The organism is Rhodococcus sp. NPDC077669, assembly GCF_040686915.1.
GTDB classification, from domain to species: Bacteria; Actinomycetota; Actinomycetes; order Mycobacteriales; family Mycobacteriaceae; genus Rhodococcoides; species Rhodococcoides fascians.
Genome location: NZ_JBFBMD010000013.1, coordinates 67429 through 85900 on the forward strand (window position 1 = coordinate 67429; position 18472 = coordinate 85900).

The 18472-nt window shown below is 65.8% G+C and carries 15 protein-coding genes; 10 read left to right on the plus strand and 5 right to left on the minus strand.

What is annotated here, in order from left to right:
- Window positions 1-67: 67 nt before the first annotated feature.
- From AB0P23_RS16105 to AB0P23_RS16115, 3 genes are all read left to right on the plus strand, one after another.
- The gene (locus AB0P23_RS16105; RefSeq protein WP_363798218.1) at window positions 68-2656 is read left to right on the plus strand and encodes an IniB N-terminal domain-containing protein; all 2589 of its coding nucleotides are present in this window, start codon (window positions 68-70) and stop codon (window positions 2654-2656) included.
- A 153-nt stretch (window positions 2657-2809) separates the two neighbouring features.
- Window positions 2810-4618 (plus strand): dynamin family protein, encoded by a 1809-nt coding sequence (locus AB0P23_RS16110; RefSeq protein ID WP_241257706.1) that lies wholly within the window; start codon window positions 2810-2812, stop codon window positions 4616-4618.
- Window positions 4615-6075 carry a dynamin family protein gene (locus AB0P23_RS16115; protein WP_027495651.1) on the plus strand — a complete coding sequence of 487 codons (1461 nt, stop codon included), beginning with the start codon at window positions 4615-4617 and terminating at the stop codon, window positions 6073-6075. The genes AB0P23_RS16110 and AB0P23_RS16115 overlap by 4 nt, the downstream gene beginning before the upstream one ends.
- Here AB0P23_RS16115 and AB0P23_RS16120 read toward each other — a convergent pair.
- Together AB0P23_RS16120 and treS are read right to left on the minus strand one after the other, a co-directional pair.
- Window positions 6064-6627 carry a hypothetical protein gene (locus AB0P23_RS16120; protein WP_206497704.1) on the minus strand — a complete coding sequence of 188 codons (564 nt, stop codon included), beginning with the start codon at window positions 6625-6627 and terminating at the stop codon, window positions 6064-6066. The genes AB0P23_RS16115 and AB0P23_RS16120 overlap by 12 nt on opposite strands.
- A 40-nt stretch (window positions 6628-6667) precedes the next feature.
- Window positions 6668-8848, minus strand: a complete 2181-nt coding sequence (treS, locus tag AB0P23_RS16125) for a maltose alpha-D-glucosyltransferase (RefSeq protein ID WP_027495653.1) — start codon at window positions 8846-8848, stop codon at window positions 6668-6670.
- 316 nt (window positions 8849-9164) lie between these two features.
- Between treS and AB0P23_RS16130 the strand changes: the two genes are divergently transcribed.
- The 6 genes from AB0P23_RS16130 to AB0P23_RS16155 all read left to right on the plus strand — a co-directional run bounded on the left by AB0P23_RS16130 (window position 9165) and on the right by AB0P23_RS16155 (window position 15127).
- Window positions 9165-9665, plus strand: a complete 501-nt coding sequence (locus AB0P23_RS16130) for a hypothetical protein (RefSeq protein WP_032366878.1) — start codon at window positions 9165-9167, stop codon at window positions 9663-9665.
- A 336-nt stretch (window positions 9666-10001) separates the two neighbouring features.
- Window positions 10002-11846, plus strand: a complete 1845-nt coding sequence (gene dnaK, locus AB0P23_RS16135) for a molecular chaperone DnaK (protein ID WP_027495655.1) — start codon at window positions 10002-10004, stop codon at window positions 11844-11846.
- A complete protein-coding gene (gene grpE / locus AB0P23_RS16140) occupies window positions 11843-12502 on the plus strand; it encodes a nucleotide exchange factor GrpE (RefSeq protein WP_032381454.1) in 660 nt (219 codons plus the stop codon). Before dnaK ends, grpE begins: the two co-directional genes overlap by 4 nt.
- A 31-nt stretch (window positions 12503-12533) precedes the next feature.
- Entirely contained in the window at window positions 12534-13709 is a 1176-nt protein-coding gene (gene dnaJ, locus AB0P23_RS16145) for a molecular chaperone DnaJ (RefSeq protein ID WP_027495657.1), read from the plus strand.
- On the plus strand, window positions 13709-14125 hold the full coding sequence (locus AB0P23_RS16150; RefSeq protein ID WP_094663302.1) for a helix-turn-helix domain-containing protein: 417 nt from the start codon (window positions 13709-13711) through the stop codon (window positions 14123-14125). The genes dnaJ and AB0P23_RS16150 overlap by 1 nt, the downstream gene beginning before the upstream one ends.
- Window positions 14126-14380: 255 nt before the next feature.
- Complete coding sequence (locus AB0P23_RS16155) at window positions 14381-15127, plus strand: FAD-binding oxidoreductase (RefSeq protein ID WP_283551065.1); 747 nt, start codon at window positions 14381-14383, stop codon at window positions 15125-15127.
- A gap of 29 nt (window positions 15128-15156) precedes the next feature.
- Here the strand turns inward: AB0P23_RS16155 and AB0P23_RS16160 are convergent, their stop codons facing one another.
- Together AB0P23_RS16160 and AB0P23_RS16165 are read right to left on the minus strand one after the other, a co-directional pair.
- Window positions 15157-15558 carry a MarR family winged helix-turn-helix transcriptional regulator gene (locus AB0P23_RS16160; protein WP_283542455.1) on the minus strand — a complete coding sequence of 134 codons (402 nt, stop codon included), beginning with the start codon at window positions 15556-15558 and terminating at the stop codon, window positions 15157-15159.
- Window positions 15555-16970: an MFS transporter gene (locus AB0P23_RS16165; RefSeq protein WP_032399275.1), complete on the minus strand. Its 1416-nt coding sequence runs from the start codon at window positions 16968-16970 to the stop codon at window positions 15555-15557. Before AB0P23_RS16165 ends, AB0P23_RS16160 begins: the two co-directional genes overlap by 4 nt.
- Window positions 16971-17128: 158 nt before the next feature.
- On the opposite strand from AB0P23_RS16165, the gene AB0P23_RS16170 reads away from it, so the two are divergent.
- A complete protein-coding gene (locus AB0P23_RS16170; protein ID WP_027495662.1) occupies window positions 17129-17359 on the plus strand; it encodes a hypothetical protein in 231 nt (76 codons plus the stop codon).
- Window position 17360: 1 nt separating this feature from the next.
- On the opposite strand, the gene rsgA is transcribed toward AB0P23_RS16170, so the two are convergent.
- Entirely contained in the window at window positions 17361-18386 is a 1026-nt protein-coding gene (rsgA, locus tag AB0P23_RS16175; RefSeq protein WP_363798223.1) for a ribosome small subunit-dependent GTPase A, read from the minus strand.
- Window positions 18387-18472: the final 86 nt, after the last annotated feature.

The following is an 18472-nucleotide window of genomic DNA, read 5'->3' on the forward strand; positions in this document are numbered from 1 at the left end:
GGGCGGGGGCTCTGCGGACCATAGCTTTGTGATCAACCACGAAGCATCACTCGTCAAGGAGACTCACATGGCTACCAACGCCGTACTCGATTTCATTCTCGGCCTGCTGCGCGACGACAACGCCGCTGCTGCCTACTGCGCCAACCCCGAGACGACGTTGGCCGCTGCCGGCCTCGGCGGCGTCACCCACGCAGACATCGTCGCGGTGGCCCCGTTGGTCGCCGAGTCGGGACTGTTCGCCGGTGCAGGCAGCCAGCTCTCGGCGATTCTGGGTGCAGGCGGATCCGCAGGCCTCGACGGCGCACTCGCCGGAGGCGCGAGCCTCGGCGGCGGACTGTCGGCCGGACTCGGCATTGCCGCAGGAGCGGTAGCCGGCGGCGGGCTCGCCGCAGGTGGCGCGCTGACCGGTGGAATCGACGTGGCGGGCGAGATCGAAGCGTCGCTCCAGGCAGCTCTCGCTGCAGCTCTGGCCGTCGGTGGCCAGATCGGCCTCGAACTCGGCACCGCATTCGGTGGCGCTCTCGACGCACTCATCGGTGCCGGTGCGGGCATCGGCGGCGGACTCGGTGGCGGAATCGATCTGGACCTCGACGGTCTTCTCGGCGGCACGGTCGGACTCGGCGCTGCGCTCACCGGACTCATCGGAGCAGGCGCAGACATCGGCGGCGAGATCAGCGCCGACCTGGCAGCGCAGCTGCAGGCAGCCCTCGACGCCGCGATCGGCGCCACCGGCGCAGTCGACCTCGCCGCGCTGGCCGACATCCAGGGCGGACTGTCCGGCGCACTCGGTGCCCTCTTCGCAGTCGGCGGAACCGTCGGAGCCGAACTGGGCGCTGCCGTCGGTGGCGTCTTCGAATCCGTGCTCGACGCCGGAGCCGGCCTGGACATCGTCGGCGGCCTCGGCACCGCGCTGACCGCAGGCATCGGCGGCGCTCTCGCCGGACTCGGAACGGTCGGTGCGGACCTCACCGCAGACATCGCAGCAGCCCTCAGCGGATCCGCTGAAGCCGGAGCCGCGCTGGTCGGCGACATCGCCGGTGGCATCGGTGGCAGCCTCGGCGGACTCTTCGCCGTCGACGGTGCCATCGCAGGATCCATCGGAACCGCACTCGGTGCAGTACTCGACGCCGGTGCCCTCGCTGACATCGACGTCGACGCACTCCTCGCAGCCGGCGGCAACATCGGCACGGTCGTCAGCGGCGCCCTGGGCGGCGTCCTCGATCTCGACGCCGGAGTCGTCGGAAACCTGGCCACGGCCATCGACACCGCGATCGAGGGAACCCTCGGTGCCGGGCTGGGCATCGGTGGCAGCATCACCGGCGAACTGGCGGGTCAGCTGACGGGTGAGCTGACCGGCGGAATCACCGGCGCGCTGACCGGCGGAGTCACGGGCAGCCTCGAAGTAATTCTCGGAACCGCGTTCGGTGTGGGCGGCGCTGCAGGCGCACAGCTCGGCACGGCCGTCGAAGCAATCGTCGACGCCGGAGCCACACTCGACCTCGGAGCAGCACTCGGCGCGAGTGCAGATCTCAGTGCTCAGCTGGCCGGTGCGGTCGACACGGCCGTGTCCGCAGGTGCCGATCTCACCGGCACCGTGGAAGGCACCCTCTCCGGACTCGGTGGCCTCGGCGGCGGCTTGACCGGCGGCCTCGCCGGACTCGGCAACGTCGGCGGAGACCTCACCGGCGGCCTGGCCGGACTCGGTGGCCTCGGCGGCGGCCTGACGGGTGGCCTCGCCGGAGTCGGCAGCGTCGGCGCAGGTATCACCGGTGGCCTCGCGGCCGTCGGCAGCGCAGGAGCAGATGTGACCGGCGGCCTGGCGGCGGTCGGCAACGTCGGCGGCGACGTGGCCGGTGGACTGAACGGGCTCGTCGACGCGGGCACGAGCCTGACCGGCGGACTGGCCGGGCTCGGCAGCCTCGGCGGCGGAATCGCAGGCGGTGTTGCAGGTGGAGTCGAAGGCGGTGTCTCGACCGGCATCGACGCAGCCGCGCAGGCCGGTGCAGGACTGGAAGGCACCCTCACCGGTGCCGTCGACGGCGGAATCGACGCGGCCGCGCAGGCCGGTGCAGGACTGGAAGGCACTCTGACCGGCGCTGTGAACGGCGGAATCGACGCCGGTACGCAGGTCGGTGCAGGACTCGAATCGGCAGGTGACCTCGCCGGTTCCGCCGCGGGTGACCTGGCCGGAAACGTCACCGGAGGACTCGAGGGCACCGTGGGCGGCGTCGTCGACGCGGGAACCTCGGTGGGCGGCGAGATCGCGTCGAACATCGGCGGCGGACTGGATGCCGGCGGCTCGATCGGCGGCGGACTGGCCTCCACGGTGAGCGGGGGTTTGGATGCTGGTGCGGACGCTGCGGGTTCCGTGGCCGGCGGGTTTGACTCCGCCGCGCAGCTCGGTGGCCAGGTCACCGGTGCAGTGCAGTCGGGCGCCGAGGGATCTTTCGAGTCCGGGAGCTCCTTCGATTCCAGCGCGAACGCATCGGGTACGGGCTGGTCGAGCGTCGACTCCGACGTCTTCGGACAGAGCGAGAGCAGCACGGACCTGTTCGGCGAGACCGGCGGCAACCTGCACGGATCGGTCGATTCGGCAGCAGATTCGCTGGGCCACTCGCTGACCGTCGACCACGACTTCGACCCGCTGAACCCCTGATCGCGTTGCCTGTGATCAGGTGACGAAGTGACGAGTCGGCCCCGAGTGTTCAACGACACTCGGGGCCCGAGTCGTCGCTAGAGTTTGGGAATGCGGCCTGCGGAACGGGTTGGGTTCGCGGGAGTCGACGAGATGGGTTGTGGAGACACAGGTATGGACGGGCAATCTACGGAACTGGCCGAGCTGCTCGATCGCACCGCGGAGGTAGCGACATCGGCGGGACGATCCGATCTGGTCGATCGAGTCGAGGCAGCGAAGTCGCGTGTGCTCGACCCTCGACGTCGCATCATCGTGGTCGGACCCCTCAAACAGGGCAAGAGCCAGTTCGTGAATTCGCTGCTGAATCTGACGGTGTGCTCGGTGGGCGACGACGAGACCACCGCGATTCCGACGGTGGTGTCCAACGCGGACAGCTTCTCCGCGCAGCTCGTGCTCGCGAATCCCGGTGACGAACCGATTCGGGTCGACGTACCGCTCGAAGAGATCACCACGGTCACTCCGGCGAGTCCCCGGGCTCAGGGCCGGGAGGTGCTGCGGCTGGACATCGCGGTACCGAGCCCACTGCTCGCCGACGGCCTGGTGCTGGTCGACACGCCGGGAGTCGGTGGCCACGGAAACCCCCATGCGGCAGGGACATTGGGTCTGATTCCGTCGGCCGATGCCGTGCTCGTCGTGTCCGATGCCTCTCGTGAATTCACCGAGCCGGAATTGGCGTTCCTGCGGCAGGTGCAGGGTCTGTGCCCGGCTGTGGCGGTGCTGATCACCAAGATCGATCTGTATCCCCATTGGCGGCAGATCGTCGAGGCCAACCGTGGACATCTGGACCGTGCGGGCATCAGCGTGCAGATGCTGCCGGTGTCGTCGTTGTTGCGTTCGCACGCAGTGCGTTTGAACGACGAGGAACTCAATGCCGAATCCGGCTTCCAGCAGCTGTACGCGTTTCTGCGCGACGACGTGGTGGCACGAGCCGACGTGCTGGCTCGCGCATCGGTATCCCTCGATGTCCGCTCGGTGACCGAGCACCTGACACTGTCGTTCGGCAGTGAGCTTGCGGCGCTGAAGGATCCGGAGCGCGCGGCCGCCGCAGTCGCCGGGCTCCAGCGCGCCAAGTCCGCCGCCGAGGAACTGCACAAGAGGTCCTCGCAGTGGCAACAGACGCTCGGTGACGGAATCGCAGATCTCGCGTCGGACATCGATCACGACCTGCGCGACCGACTGCGACGCGTCACCCGGGAGGCCGAGGAAACCGTCGACGAGGGGGATCCGGGGAAGGACTGGCCGCAACTGGGCGAATGGCTCGAAGAGCAGATTGCTGCGTCGGTGGGCGACAATTTCGTGTGGGCGCACGAGCGGGCTCTGTGGTTGTCGGAGTTGGTGGCCGAGCACTTCGCGTCGTCCGGCGCGGCGGCCCTGCCCGATCTCGATCTCGGCGATCTCGACAATGTGCTCGAGCCCGTGACGTCCCTGGCCGATCTGGAGTCGGGACGGGTGGGTATCACGCAGAAGGTTCTGGTCGGAATGCGTGGATCCTACGGCGGCGTACTGATGTTCGGTCTGATCACTACGTTCGTCGGGCTGAGTCTGCTCAATCCGATCTCGATCGGAGCAGGCGTACTGCTCGGCACCAAGGCGTACAAGGAAGACAAGGAGAATCGCGTCAAGGCTCGTCGCTCCGAGGCCAAGATGGCGATTCGCCGCTTCACCGACGACGTCAGCTTCCAGGTGGGCAAGGAGTCGAAGGATCGGCTGCGTCAGATTCAGCGGGTGCTGCGAGATCACTTCACCTCGATCGCCGAGCAGACATTGCGTTCGCTCAACGAGTCGTTGCGCTCGGCGCAGGAAGCCGCTGCCGCCGACAACACCGATCGCACCGCCCGGATCGCGAGGCTGGAGAACGACATGCGGCTTGTCTCGGAATTGAATGCTCGCGCAACGCGTCTGGTGAAGGACGTCGCGGTATGAGCGTGACGGCACTGGCCCGAGCGCGCGATCTGATCTCGGCAGCGCGGTCGACGTACGCCGGCGACGCGGAGGCGTCCTGGATGCTCGACGAATGTCTCTACCGTTTGGACGAGCCGCTCCGGGTCGCGCTTGCGGGATCGCTCAAGGCCGGCAAGTCCACTCTGCTCAATTCGCTTGTGGGACAGGACATTGCGCCGACCGACGCTACCGAATGCACCAAGGTCGTCACGTGGTATCGCAATGGTGTCTCACCCAGTGTGACAGCTTGGTACGACGGCGATCGCGCGGCGAACGTTCCGGTGCAACGACGCGACGGGCGGCTGACGTTCGATCTCGGTGCGTTGACGGCGGCGCAGGTCGATCGTCTGGACGTCGAATGGCCGGCAAGTACTTTGGCGCAGACGACGATCATCGACACCCCCGGCACCTCGTCGCTCTCTCGCGATGTCTCGGCGCGCACGTTGGCGATGCTGACCCCCGAGAATTCGTCGTCGGGGGCCGACGCAGTGGTCTACCTGCTGCGCACCCTCAATGCCACGGACGTCTCGTTTCTCGGGCAGATCGGGGCACACGTCGGCGGTGATTCCGGGCCACTAGGCGTCATCGGGGTGGTCTCCCGGGCGGACGAGGTCGGCTCGGGCCGCATGGACGCGATGATGTCGGCCAAGGAGGTCGCGGCGCGGTTCGCGTCCGAGCTCGAAGCCACCGGGCTGTGCCAGGCCGTCGTCCCGGTGGCGGGACTGTTGGCGTTGGGAGCAGAGACGTTGCGGCAGAGCGAGTTCGCCGCATTCCAGATGCTCGCGACGGTACCGACCGAGGATCTGCAACTGGCGATGCTCTCGGCCGATCGGTTCGTGCGGGCGGAGAGCACTCTGCCCGTCGATGCCGCCCTGCGCGCCAGCATCGTCGACCGCTTCGGCCTGTTCGGGATTCGGATGGCCGTGACGCTGATTCGGCTCGGTGTGCGTGATTCGCCGACACTGGCGGCCGACCTGGTCGAGCGCAGTGGACTGTCCGAACTTCGCTCGGTGATCGACGTGCAATTCGGCCAGCGAGCGGATCAGCTGAAGCTGCACTCGGCTCTGGTTGCGCTGCAACGAATTCTGGAGTTCCGACCGGAGTCGCATGCGCTGCGTACCGAAGCCGGCAGGATGCTTGCCGACGTGCACGGGTTTGCCGAACTACGATTGCTCGGCCGATTGCGTTCGGTCACACCGACATTGCCCGACGGCGGACTGCTCGATCTGCAGCGCATCATCGGCGGCTTCGGTATCGCCGCCACCGAGCGTCTCGATCTGCCGCCCGATGCGGGACACACTCAGCAACGCGACACGGCACTGGCTGCGGTGCGTAAGTGGCGATCCCTCTCGGAGCATCCGCTTCTGGACCGGTTCACGTCGAATTCGTGTGCCCTCGCCGCGCGCAGTGCCGAAGGGATTCTCGCCTCACTGACGTGAGGAGCGTCGAGGTAGCAGCGCGACGACCGTGGCGGCTGCGGCAGCGCCTGCCACGACGAACGGACCCCATTGCAGCACGCCGCCGAGCAGGGCCGAGGCGTCGGAGACGAAGGTCGAGAACGTGACGGCCGCCCCGATGGTCAGAATTCCTACCGCGCTCATCAAGATTTTGGACGACGTGGCTGCGCCGCGGAGCAGGTTCAACGAGACGAATCCGAGCAGTACCAGCACGGCGGCGGCAGCACCGCTCGAGATGAGGGTGGCCGACGCCGTGTTCCGGACGTCTGCGGCGCTCGCCGTCGAATCCTGCTGAGCCACGGCGGTTTCGACGCCCAACAGAACGACGTTCCAGTTCAGCGCGATGACGGCGGCCAGCGCCAGGATCAGTGCGGCGGTCGCCGCCCACAGCCCGGTCGCGATCTTCGGCAGACGGGAGTCTGCGGTGGATTCCTGTCGTGGCCGAAGAGGTTCGACGGACAGCTCCGGCCGCGGTGGTTGCGGTCGGGCAGGCCGAGGCCTGTGCGCTGTCGGATCGTTCGGTTCTTCGGCCACGGTGCAGGAGTCTATCCGTCAGCGGTGCTGCGACGCCGTCTCACCGCAGCACCACCGCGACGCCCTCGTACGGACCGAGGTTCATCGGGAAACTGTGCAGTTCGTCGACCGTCGCGATCTCGTTGTCGTCGAACACATCGATGGCGCAGGTGCCGGGCACCAGGTGCTTGGACTGAATAGTTGCGCTGATCTCGTCGGACGAGAAGTTCAGCACCGTGGCCTGGATGGTGCCCTGGCCGAGTTCGTGCACCATCACCAACAGGCTCTTGTGCGAGACCGTCGGAATGTCGATCTGCTGCGCCGTGGCAATTCCGTACTTGTTGCGCAGCTCGATGATTCGAGCCAGCTGCCGAGCGAACGACTGCGGGTCGGCCAACTGCTCCGGTAGCGACCCGTACAGGCTGCGTCCACGGGGAATGCCCGACTCCGAGCGCACGGCGTCGGGGAAATACCCCATCAGGTCGTGTGCGCCGCGGTTGAGCCAGCGAGTGTCGCCCTCCTTGATGAGATCCTCGACCTCGTCGGCGGCGATCGGAAGAATGCCCAGCAAGTCCCAGCCGGACAGTGCGAACACGCCGGGCTGCAGTGCGTTGTACATGGCGAGCAGCAGGTGCGCTCGTTTGACGGTCTCGATGTCCTGCTCGTCCATCCGATCGAGATCGCGGATGCCGAGCGACGCGGTGATCACACTGGCTGTGGTGCAAGCGATTCCGTTGGTGGTGAACGTTCGGTTGTACGGTGCCCAGCGGCCGGTGAGGCGATCGGTGAGTTCACCGCGAATGCGATCGCCCAGATCGCAGCCCTTGACCGACTCGCCGCCGTAGGCGAACTCGTCTTCTGCGTGCAGTGTCGCGAAGTGGATGAGCTCGAACGTCATCTCGTCGTGGTTCTGCAGCGCGTGCACCAACGATGCCGTGTCGACGCCATGATCACGCGCCAAAGTCATGGTAAGTCTGAGGAATTCGGTGTTCCCCATGACGAGCGCGTGCTGGTAGGCCGGACGGTTGATGAAGTCGTACGACAGGTCGGCACCGTTGGTGCCCATCGCCTTGATGTCGTCGATCGTCAGGTTCAACTCCTGGAAGGTGAACCCACCCATCTTGCGCACCACACTGGCGATCAGGTGATTCGCGGCCTCCGAGAGTGGGTGCCCCTCGGACCAACCCGGACCCTCTGCACGCCGTTCGACGCCGAGGAAACCGTTGGCGTCCAAGCGCAACGCGCCGGCACCGAGATCGGCGATGGAATGGCAGGCGTCGCCGATGACGAGGCGCATTCCCGCGAACGATGGGTCGAGCCAGTTGATGGATGGCTGACCGGCCTTGAAGTAGTGCAGGTACACCCAACGCCGCTCGACGCCGTCGATGCCGACGACGGGAGGTGTTGCGCTCCAGTTGGTTTCCTTGACACCGAGCTCGTAGAAGATCACTCGCTGCAGCTGACCGATGATGTAGCCGGCGCGAGCGAGATTGGCCTCGGCCTCGGCGTCGATGTTCTGCGAGTCCGCACCGGCGCGCACGCGGGGGAGCAGGTGCCAGTCCTGCGGCTCGATCTCGACCATGTGGTAGATGCCGGGGTAATCGGCGACGGCCATCTCGGCCAGCCGGAAGTCCGCACCCTTACCGGTGTGGCCGGGAACGATGTCGTCGATGACGATGCCGTCGTACGCGGAAGCCACGACGCACAGGCGTCGGAACTCTTCTTCCGAGCCGAAGGCGGGGTCGATCTGCATACCGATGCGGTCGAAGTGGCCGTCGACGGACGGGGTGGGACGCCACCCGTGGATGCCGCCCGCCACTTTCACCGGTCCGGTGTGCACGGCGGTGACGCCGATTTCGGAGAACGCCTGCCACAACTTCTCGTCACCGAGGGTGCTCAGGAAGCTGGTCTGCGGAGCGTTGATCACCGAGATGGGGTAGGCGGTGAACCAGACGGGTGCTCGCTCGACGGCAGCACGCGGGTCGGGATCGGCATACGGGTTCTGCCACATGCTGCCCTTGCCCGACAGCTGTTCGGCAATGAGCTTGGCATCTCGCAGCATCGACTGTTCGGTGAGCCAGTCCACGTACTCGGGATTGGACGCGACCGGCTCGCTGTCCGGTGTGGGACCACTACTTCGGTTCGCACGACGCACGGACGGACGAAGCGGTTTCGGCCGAGCCGGGTAGAACTTTTCGTCGTAGGTGATCTCGCTCGGTTCGTGCTGCACTTCGGGATCCATGTGCCTCCGTAGCCTCGCTTTTCTTCAACCCTACGTAGGGCGCGGCCGATCCGCAGGGTTGTGGTTCCCCTCTTCTTCGACCAGCGAAACCTAGCGTGTGGGCGCGCCGGGCCCGGCCCGTCGATCGGTGAGCGTCGGCCGAATCACACCAATGTCATTCCGCGCGACCGGTTTTGTTCGATATGTGAACGTCATCGAATCGATACCGCCTGGTGTGGAATGTCTGAATCGGATAGGCCATAGTGAGGAAGTACCAACTGTCCCTTCAGTCACATCAGACTCACGGGTCACATCCCCTCAGCCACAGGAGTTGTCCATGCGACGTCTTGCCCGCACATCGATCCTGGCCTCGACGGCCGCCCTGGCCGCCGGCATCGGTGCGGTCGTCCTCGTACCCATGGCCTCGGCCGAGCCCGAGACCGAGCCCGCGATGCCACTCGGCTCCGCAGTTCTCGAAAGCCCCGACCTGGTGGTCTCGATGGCCACTGTCTGCGACACCGCAGTCGAGAAGGCCCCCGAGGGCGGCGTCGTCGCACTGCAGGTCAAGGTCGAGAACAAGGGTGCCGACGACGCGTCGAACGTCAACGTCAACTACGGCGCACTGCCGGGTCTGCAGGGTCAGAACACCGAGAAGACCATCAAGGCGGGCGAGGCAATGACCTACACCGTGCCGTCGGCCGATCGCGAATGGGTCGCTCGCCCCGCCGGCGCAGCTGCCTTCGCCAGCGCACTCGATGCCGACTTCATGAACAACATCACCGGCGGACTGCTCAGCTACAGCTGCATCCCCGCACCCGCCACCGAGCCTGCCGAGTAATTCTCGTTCTGCACTTCTCTCCCGCTGCGCCGCGACGATCCCCGCCGATCGTCGCGGCGTACTGCTGTGGAGGGGCTTCGCCCCATGTGCGTGGAACTTCGTAGCAGGGGTCGAGTTTCCACTCACCTGGGTCGTTCCGCAGGCTCCACTCCTACTCACATGCGGCGCAGCCGCTCCCTCGGGAACAAATTCGCCACACCCTCCGTTGTGCAGGTCAGCAGCCTTGAGTGGATGAGGCTCAAGTTGGAAGTTGACGCGATAGATCGCGTTGTGCAAACTTGAGCGGAGTTCGCTCACCCAGGGACTGGAACCCACGCAACAACAGGAGGAAACATTATGGCTCGTGCGGTCGGTATCGACCTCGGGACCACCAACTCGGTCGTGTCCGTCCTCGAGGGCGGCGAACCGGTTGTCGTCGCCAACTCCGAGGGATCACGCACCACCCCGTCGATCGTCGCTTTCGCCAAGAACGGTGAAGTGCTGGTCGGCCAGCCCGCGAAGAACCAGGCGGTCACCAACGTCGACCGCACGATTCGTTCCGTGAAGCGCCACGTCGGCACGGACTGGACCGTGGAGATCGACGGTAAGAAGTACACCCCTCAGGAAATCTCCGCGCGCACGCTGCAGAAGCTCAAGCGCGACGCCGAGGCCTACCTGGGTGAGGAAATCACCGACGCGGTCATCACCGTTCCCGCGTACTTCGAGGACGCACAGCGTCAGGCCACGAAGGAAGCCGGCCAGATCGCCGGCCTCAACGTCCTGCGCATCGTCAACGAGCCCACCGCGGCAGCTCTCGCCTACGGCCTGGACAAGGGCGACAGCGAGCAGACCATTCTCGTGTTCGACCTCGGTGGCGGCACGTTCGACGTCTCGCTGCTCGAAATCGGCGACGGCGTCGTCGAGGTCCGTGCGACGTCCGGCGACAACCACCTCGGTGGCGACGACTGGGACGAGCGCATCGTGACCTGGCTCGTCGACAAGTTCAAGGCTCAGAACGGCATCGATCTGACCAAGGACAAGATGGCCCTGCAGCGTCTGCGTGAGGCTGCCGAGAAGGCGAAGATCGAACTGTCCTCCGGGCAGAGCACCTCGATCAACCTTCCGTACATCACGGTCGACGCGGACAAGAACCCGCTCTTCCTCGACGAGCAGCTCAGCCGCTCGGAGTTCCAGAAGATCACCTCCGACCTGCTCGACCGCACCCGTGCGCCGTTCCAGGCAGTGGTCAAGGACTCCGGCATCGCCGTCAAGGACATCGACCACGTCGTGCTCGTCGGTGGCTCGACGCGTATGCCCGCAGTCTCCGAGCTGGTCAAGGAACTCTCCGGTGGACGCGAGCCCAACAAGGGCGTCAACCCGGACGAGGTCGTGGCCGTCGGCGCTGCACTGCAGGCCGGTGTGCTCAAGGGTGAGGTCAAGGACGTTCTGCTCCTCGACGTCACGCCGCTGTCCCTCGGTATCGAAACCAAGGGTGGCGTCATGACCAAGCTCATCGAGCGCAACACCACCATCCCGACGAAGCGATCCGAGACCTTCACCACCGCTGACGACAATCAGCCCTCGGTGCAGATCCAGGTCTTCCAGGGTGAGCGCGAGATCGCATCGCACAACAAGCTCCTCGGCTCGTTCGAGTTGACGGATCTGCCCCCGGCTCCACGCGGCGTCCCCCAGATCGAGGTCACCTTCGACATCGACGCCAACGGCATCGTGCACGTCACGGCCAAGGACAAGGGCACCGGCAAGGAGAACACGATCAAGATCCAGGACGGCTCCGGTCTGTCCAAGGAAGAGATCGACCGCATGGTCGCCGACGCCGAAGCTCACGCAGACGAGGACAAGGCTCGTCGCGAAGAGGCCGAGGTCCGCAACCAGGCCGAGTCCCTCGTCCACCAGACGGAGAAGTTCGTCAAGGACAACGAGGACAAGGTCGACGCCGAGCTCAAGGGCCGCGTCGAAACCGCCATCGCCGACGCCAAGACGGCACTCGCGGGCAGCGACATCTCGGCAGTGAAGACCGCCGTGGAGAAGCTGTCGAGCGAGTCGCAGGCTCTCGGCACCGCCATCTACGAGGCTCAGGCCAAGGAGCAGGGCGGCGCAGAGGGTGGCGCGCAGGCCGCTGACGACGGTGTAGTCGACGCAGAGGTTGTCGACGAGCCCGCCGACGACACGGACAAGAAGTGACGTCGGGTAACTCCGAGCAAGAACCGGTCACTTTCGTGGACAAGCGGAAGATCGATCCCGAGACCGGTGAAGTACGGGAAGGTGACGCAGTTCCGGAGCCCCTCGCGGGCACCGGTACTGCGCCCCAGCCCGGCTCGGTGGACGAAGGGACAGGCGAGATCGTGGTCGAGGCGGAGGACACAGAAGATCCGCGCGACACTCAGGTCGCCGAACTCACTGCCGATCTGCAGCGCGTGTCGGCCGAGTACGCCAACTACCGTCGCCGCACGGATCGGGAGAAGCAGACGGGAGCGGAGAACGCGAAGGCGTCCGTCGTCTCGCAGCTGCTCCCCGTCCTCGACGATCTGGAGCGAGCTCGCCAGCACGGCGATCTCGAAACCGGACCGCTCAAGGCCGTGGCGGACAAGTTGGCGGGGGTGTTCTCGAACATCGGTTTGAGCACCTTCGGGGCCGAGGGCGACGCCTTCGACCCGGCCATCCACGAGGCCGTCTCCCATGAGGGCGACGGCAGCAATCCGGTCGTCGGCACGCTGATGCGTCCGGGCTACAAGCTCGGCGAGCGCGTGCTGCGTACCGCGATGGTCGGTGTGGTCGACAGTGCTTCCGAGGGCACGGCAACAGAAGAATCGGACGCACCCGCGTCCGACGAGCAGTAAAAAGAAATAGCGCGAGAGGAGGAAACGCCCGGTGAGCCAGCGGGAGTGGATCGAGAAGGACTTCTACAAGGAGCTGGGCGTTTCCTCCAGCGCTACTGCAGAAGAGATCAAGAAGGCGTACCGAAAGTTGGCGCGGGACAACCATCCCGACGCCAATCCTGGTAACGCCGCGGCCGAGAACAAGTTCAAGGCGGTCAGCGAGGCGCATGCCGTTCTCGCCGACCCGGCCAAACGCAAGGAATACGACGAGGCCAGGCGGCTGTTCGCCTCCGGTGGCTTCGGGAGTCGCGGCGGAGGCGGATTCTCGCCCGGTGCAGGCGGATTCGGCGGCGGCGGTCAGACCTTCGATGTCGGCGACATCTTCGGTCAAGGCGGCGGCGGCGACGGCGGAATCGGCGACCTCTTCGGTGGCCTGTTCAATCGCGGCGCAGCCCAGCGCCCGCAGAGCAACCGTCCCCGACGCGGCAGCGATGTGGAAACCGAGACGTCGCTGCAATTCCGTGAAGCAGCGCAGGGTGTGACGGTCCCGTTGCGGCTGACCAGTCCGTCGTCGTGCACCACGTGCCACGGCAGCGGCGCGAAGCCCGGAACGAGCCCGCGGGTGTGCCCCAAATGCAACGGCCAGGGCGTCGTCAACCGAAACCAAGGCGCTTTCGGGTTCAGTGAGCCCTGCGACGACTGCCGCGGTACCGGATCCATCATCGACGACCCGTGCGTCGACTGCCGCGGCACCGGAGTGCAGAACCGCACCCGCACCATCACCGTGCGAGTACCCGCAGGCATCAGCGACGGCCAGAAAGTACGACTCGCAGGCCAAGGCGAGGCCGGGCTTCGCGGAGCACCGTCCGGCGACCTGTTCGTCACCGTTCGAGTCAAGCCCGACAAGGTCTTCGGCCGCACCGGCGACGACCTCACGGTGACCGTGCCGGTCAGCTACGGCGAACTGGTCCTCGGCACCACACTGTCGGTGCCCACCCTCGAAGGACGTGTCGGCGTCAAGGTGCCACCGGGCACCGTCGACGGCCGAGTGCTACGGGTGCGTGGACGCGGCATCCCGAAGAAGTCCGGCGCAGGCGACCTGATGGTGACCGTCAAAGTTGCCGTCCCGCAGAAACTCGACGATGCTGCTACCGACGCTCTGAAGACCTATCTGGAAGCCGAGAAGGCCAGCGGATTCGACCCGCGGGCCGGGTGGGCAGGTGTGTGATGTCGGTCCCTCCCGAGGGCGGTTCCGCGAAAGCCGGTGGAACACAAGGTGATCCCGACGCGCAGATCTTCGTGATCTCCGTCGCGGCTCAGCTGGCCGGCATGCATGCGCAGACGCTGCGCACCTACGACCGACTGGGCCTGGTCATCCCGCATCGCACCACCGGCGGGGGTCGACGCTACACACCGCGCGACGTCGCACTGCTCCGTGAGGTGCAGCGACTCTCGCAGGACGAGGGCGTCAACCTCGCCGGCATCAAGCGCATCATCGAACTCACCAACCAGGTCGAGGCCCTGCAGGCCCGGGTCTCGGAACTGGCGCAGGAGGTCGCGAACGTGCACGCGAGCTATCGCCGCGACTTGGTGCCGATCCAACGCAACGCCCTGGTGGTCTGGAAGCCGAAGCACCAGCGCTAGGTTCGCCGCCTTCCCCGCAAACGCGCGCGCGTTTGTCAGGTGCGCGCAGATTTGCCAGTGATTCGGTCACTATTCCGCGCGCGTTCAGCAAACGCGCGCGCGTTTGTCAGGTGCGCGCAGATTTGCCAGTGATTCGGTCACTATTCCGCGCGCGTTCAGCAAACGCGCGCGCGTTTGCGCTGGCGAGCCGGGCAGCAGTGGCGAACCTCGCGCGCGTTTGCGAGACACCCGGCATCGACCCCTATCCTGGTGCGCATGCAGGCGTGGAATTCGACAGTCGTTCAGTACCATCGCCTTCGGAACGACCTCGCGGTGATCAGGCTCGAGGGCGACGCGATCCCGTTCAGGGCCGGGCAATCGGTGTCCGTGACAGTTCCTCAGAACACTGCTCTGACGCGGCGATATTCGCCCGCCCTGCCGCCGTCGCTGGACGGAAAGCTCGAATTCCATGTGCGCGCGGTACCCGCGGGGTGGGTGAGCGGGTCGATCGTCAACGAGACCCGGCCCGGTCATGTCTGGCAGATCAGCGATCCGCAGGGCGGTCTGCACGTCGACGACTCGGGCCGCGACGTCGTCATGATCGCGGGCGGTACCGGTCTCGCTCCGTTGCGCGCGATTCTGCTCGATCTCACCCGCTGGGAGCGGCCGCCGAATGTGACGCTGTTCTTCGGCGGCAAGTCGCCGCGCGATCTCTATGCAAGCGACATGCTGTGGTTGATGGCGGCCGAGTTGCCGTGGCTGACCGTCGTTCCCGTCGTCGATCAGCTGCACGAGCCGTGGGCCTCGGACCGCTGGAACGATCGCATTCACGAGGAAATTGGTTCCAGCACATCATTTTTCGAGCCGGAGCACTGCTGGGAGGGTGCTATCGCCGACGTCGTCGCGGTGCAGGGGCCGTTCCCCGACCGTCAGATCCTGGTGTGTGGTTCACCCGGCATGGAGGCCGCGACCGTGCGCGCCCTCGTCGAGATCGGAACTCCGCTCCCAGACATTCGCCGCTGAAGCCGAAGCAGAACCGCCGCCCCACCACATCAGGGCAGTCGCAGTATTCGACGCAGATGCGCCAGGTCTTCCGGCGGTAGTGCCGTGAATTCCGGCGGAGGGGCGTCGGCGATCGCGCGGGCTTTGTCGGCGAGGCGGCGTCCGGTGTCGGTGAGTCCGATGATGCGTCGTCGACGATCGTGGGGGTCTTCTGTGCGCACCACCAGGTCTCGCTGTTCGAGTTCGCGCACGTTCAGAGATACGTAGGGCACGTCGGAGGCGAGCAGGTCGGCGAGTTCGGTGACCGTCCGATCGCCGGCCAACAGCTTGATCAGCAGTTTCGCCCGCAGGAAGCTCATCCCGGTGGCCTCGGCGACGGCCCGTCGAGTGTCGTGTACTTCGAGCATCAGCGCTCGCATCTCGCGCCAGATCTGCGCTGCTTCGCTCGTCATACGAGCACCGGTTGGTCGATACGTTCGGCGGTTGATCGTGCCCACCGGCCGGTGGTGACCAGCGCGAGCACGGTGACGACCACGCCTGCACCGGCGATGACGAACCAGGCGGGCACGGCGGCGGCAGTGAAGCCGTCGGAGATTTCTCCGACGATGCTCGCGGTGACGATCGATCCCATGACGGCCACACCGAGCGACTGACCCACCTGCCTGCTGGTCGACGCGATAGCCGAGGCCACGCCGGCTTGGCTGCGCGGCATCCCGGACACTGCGGTGTTGGTGATCGGGGCGTTGACCATGCCGAAGGAGATTCCGAAGATCACGTATGCCGTCGCCAGCCATGTGAAGGACGTCGTCGGCGTCGTTCTGGTGAGCATCAGCGCCGAGATCACGAAGCCGAGGCCGGCCACGAGCAGGGGGATGCGAGCCCCGAGGCTGCCGACGATGCGTCCCGATATCGGCGCGAAAATCAGCGTCATCAGTGCCATCGGCAGAGTGTAGAGACCGGCGTGCAGTGGTGAGTAGCCGCGAACGTCCTGCAGGTACAGCGTGTTGAGGAACAGGAACCCGCCGAGGGACGCGAACGCGCACACGGCGATCACCGTAGCGCCACTGAACGGTGCACTGCGGAAGAACTTCAGCTGGATCAGCGGTTCCTCGATTCGCGATTCGACCACCAGCAGCCCGACGAGAGAGCCGATCGCGACGGCACCCGTGAACACGATCAGCGGTGATCCCCAGCCCTTCGCGGGACCTTCGATGATGGTGAAGACCAGGGACGCGAGGAACGCGAAGATGAGGAACTGACCTACCGGATCGAACTTCCGCGCGTGCTCGGCCTTGGATTCCGGGACGAACTTCAGTGTCATCGCCAAAGCGAAGATCCCGACGGGGACGTTGATCCAGAAGATGGACTGCCAGCCGGCGCTGGTGACGAGCACGCCGCCGAGTGCCGGTCCCGCGGACATCGAGATTCCGACGACGGCACCCCACATGCCGATCGCGCCGGCGCGCTCTTTGGGGTCGGTGAAGGTGTTGGTGATGATCGACATCGCGACGGGATTCATCATCGAGCCGCCGACGGCCTGCAGCATCCGGAAGGCGATGAGCCAGCCCAGCGACGGTGCGACGCTGCACAGCAGCGAGCCGAGCACGAACGTTCCGGTGCCGATCAGGAAGAAGCGTTTGCGGCCGTACTTGTCGGCCATCGAGCCACCGAGCATCAGCAGAGATGCCACGACCAGCGTGTATGCATCGATGATCCATTGCAGACCCGATACCGATGCATTCAGATCTGCGCGCATCGACGGCAGCGCGACGTTGACGATCGTGTTGTCGGTGCTGACGAGAAACAGGCTGAGGCAGCAGATCCCGAGCACGAGATATCGGTGTCGTCGAGTCAGCTCGGCCACGTGCACCTCCGCATATTTGCTTGTATATCTACAACTATTACATGAGTACTCCTAACTTGTTCGACGAGCAAGTGGCGTCGGGCTGGTCGGCGCCCGATAGGGTGTGTGTCACAGACTTGCTCGACCCCCGATACCTGCTCGGTGAATGGAGAACAACAGTGGCTTCCGAGATCGCACCAGGCGACCTGGTTCAGGCGTCCGGGCATGCAGGCCCGTGGAAGGTGCTCGAGATTCGTCAAGGGTTGGCGTTGCTCGAGCATCACGACGGGCATCGGCTGTCGGTCCGTACGACGACGGTCGAGGTGGTGCGCAAGGCGTCGCCGCGCGAGGGCTCGGCTCCGCTGGAAGAGGCGGAGTCCGAGAGCCCCTCGCTGTTCGACGAGAGCTGACCTAGCGCCGCCCACCGTCGGCTGCGTACTTCTGCCGTAGCGACTTGGTCATCTGCTTGTATTCCCTCAACTTCTCGCTGCGCGCCCGCGCATCGTGGCGCGACGTTGTCCAGGCGTTCTCCCGCAACAGCTTTCGGTAGTTACCCAGCCGGCGTTCGGATAAGTCGCCTGTCTCGACGGCGGCAAGAACGGCGCAACCGGGCTCGTGTGCGTGCGCGCAGTCGCCGAAACGGCACAGTGCGGCCAGCTCGTCGATATCCGAAAAGGCGCTCGCCACTGCGTCTTCCGATCCTTGTACACCCACCGATCTCAATCCGGGAGTATCGAGCAGGGTCAGTCCCAGTCGTGGTACCGGAATCAATTCCCGACGCACCGTCGTGTGTCTGCCCTTGGCGTCCGCCTCGCGAGTGGTGCCGGTGGTGAACGCGGTGCTCCCGATCAGAGCGTTGCCGAGAGTCGATTTACCTGATCCCGACGGCCCGATGAGCGCGACCGTGCCGTGCAGATGTGCTGTCAGCGAGTCGATTCCATCGGCCGACACCGCGCTGGTGCTACAGACGGTGACACCCGGCGCGGCGGCCAGTACCGACTCTTCGGTGACGCATCCGCTGTCGGTCTTCGTGATCGCGACGACGGGTACGCCGCCGCTGCCCCACGCCAGCGTGAGGTAGCGCTCGACGCGGCCGAGGTCGAGGGCCGTGTCCGACGCGACAGTGACCACGACGGTATCGACGTTGGCTCCGAGAACCTGTGCGGCCGAAATCGATCCGGCACTGGCGCGAACTATGGCCGTTCGGCGGGGGAGGACGGCAACGAGCCCGTGGTTCCGGCCGGTGAGTGGCCGGAGTGCGACCCAGTCGCCGGTGCAGGTAGCGGTACCGGTGCCGCGTACTATTCCGTGCTCGGTGACGGCGTCGAATTCACCGCGGTCGACGCGAACCACGCGGGCGAGAACTGCGCTGTGAGAATGCTGTTCGAACTCGTCACGCCAGTGTTGGTCGAGTCCGTATTCGAGTAGAGAAGACATGCGAGAAGTCCTTCGTGGAGGAGGTGTGAGGGCTCGGGTGTGTTCTCGTCCAGGTGGCCACGATGCCCACCTCCTCACTTCTCGCA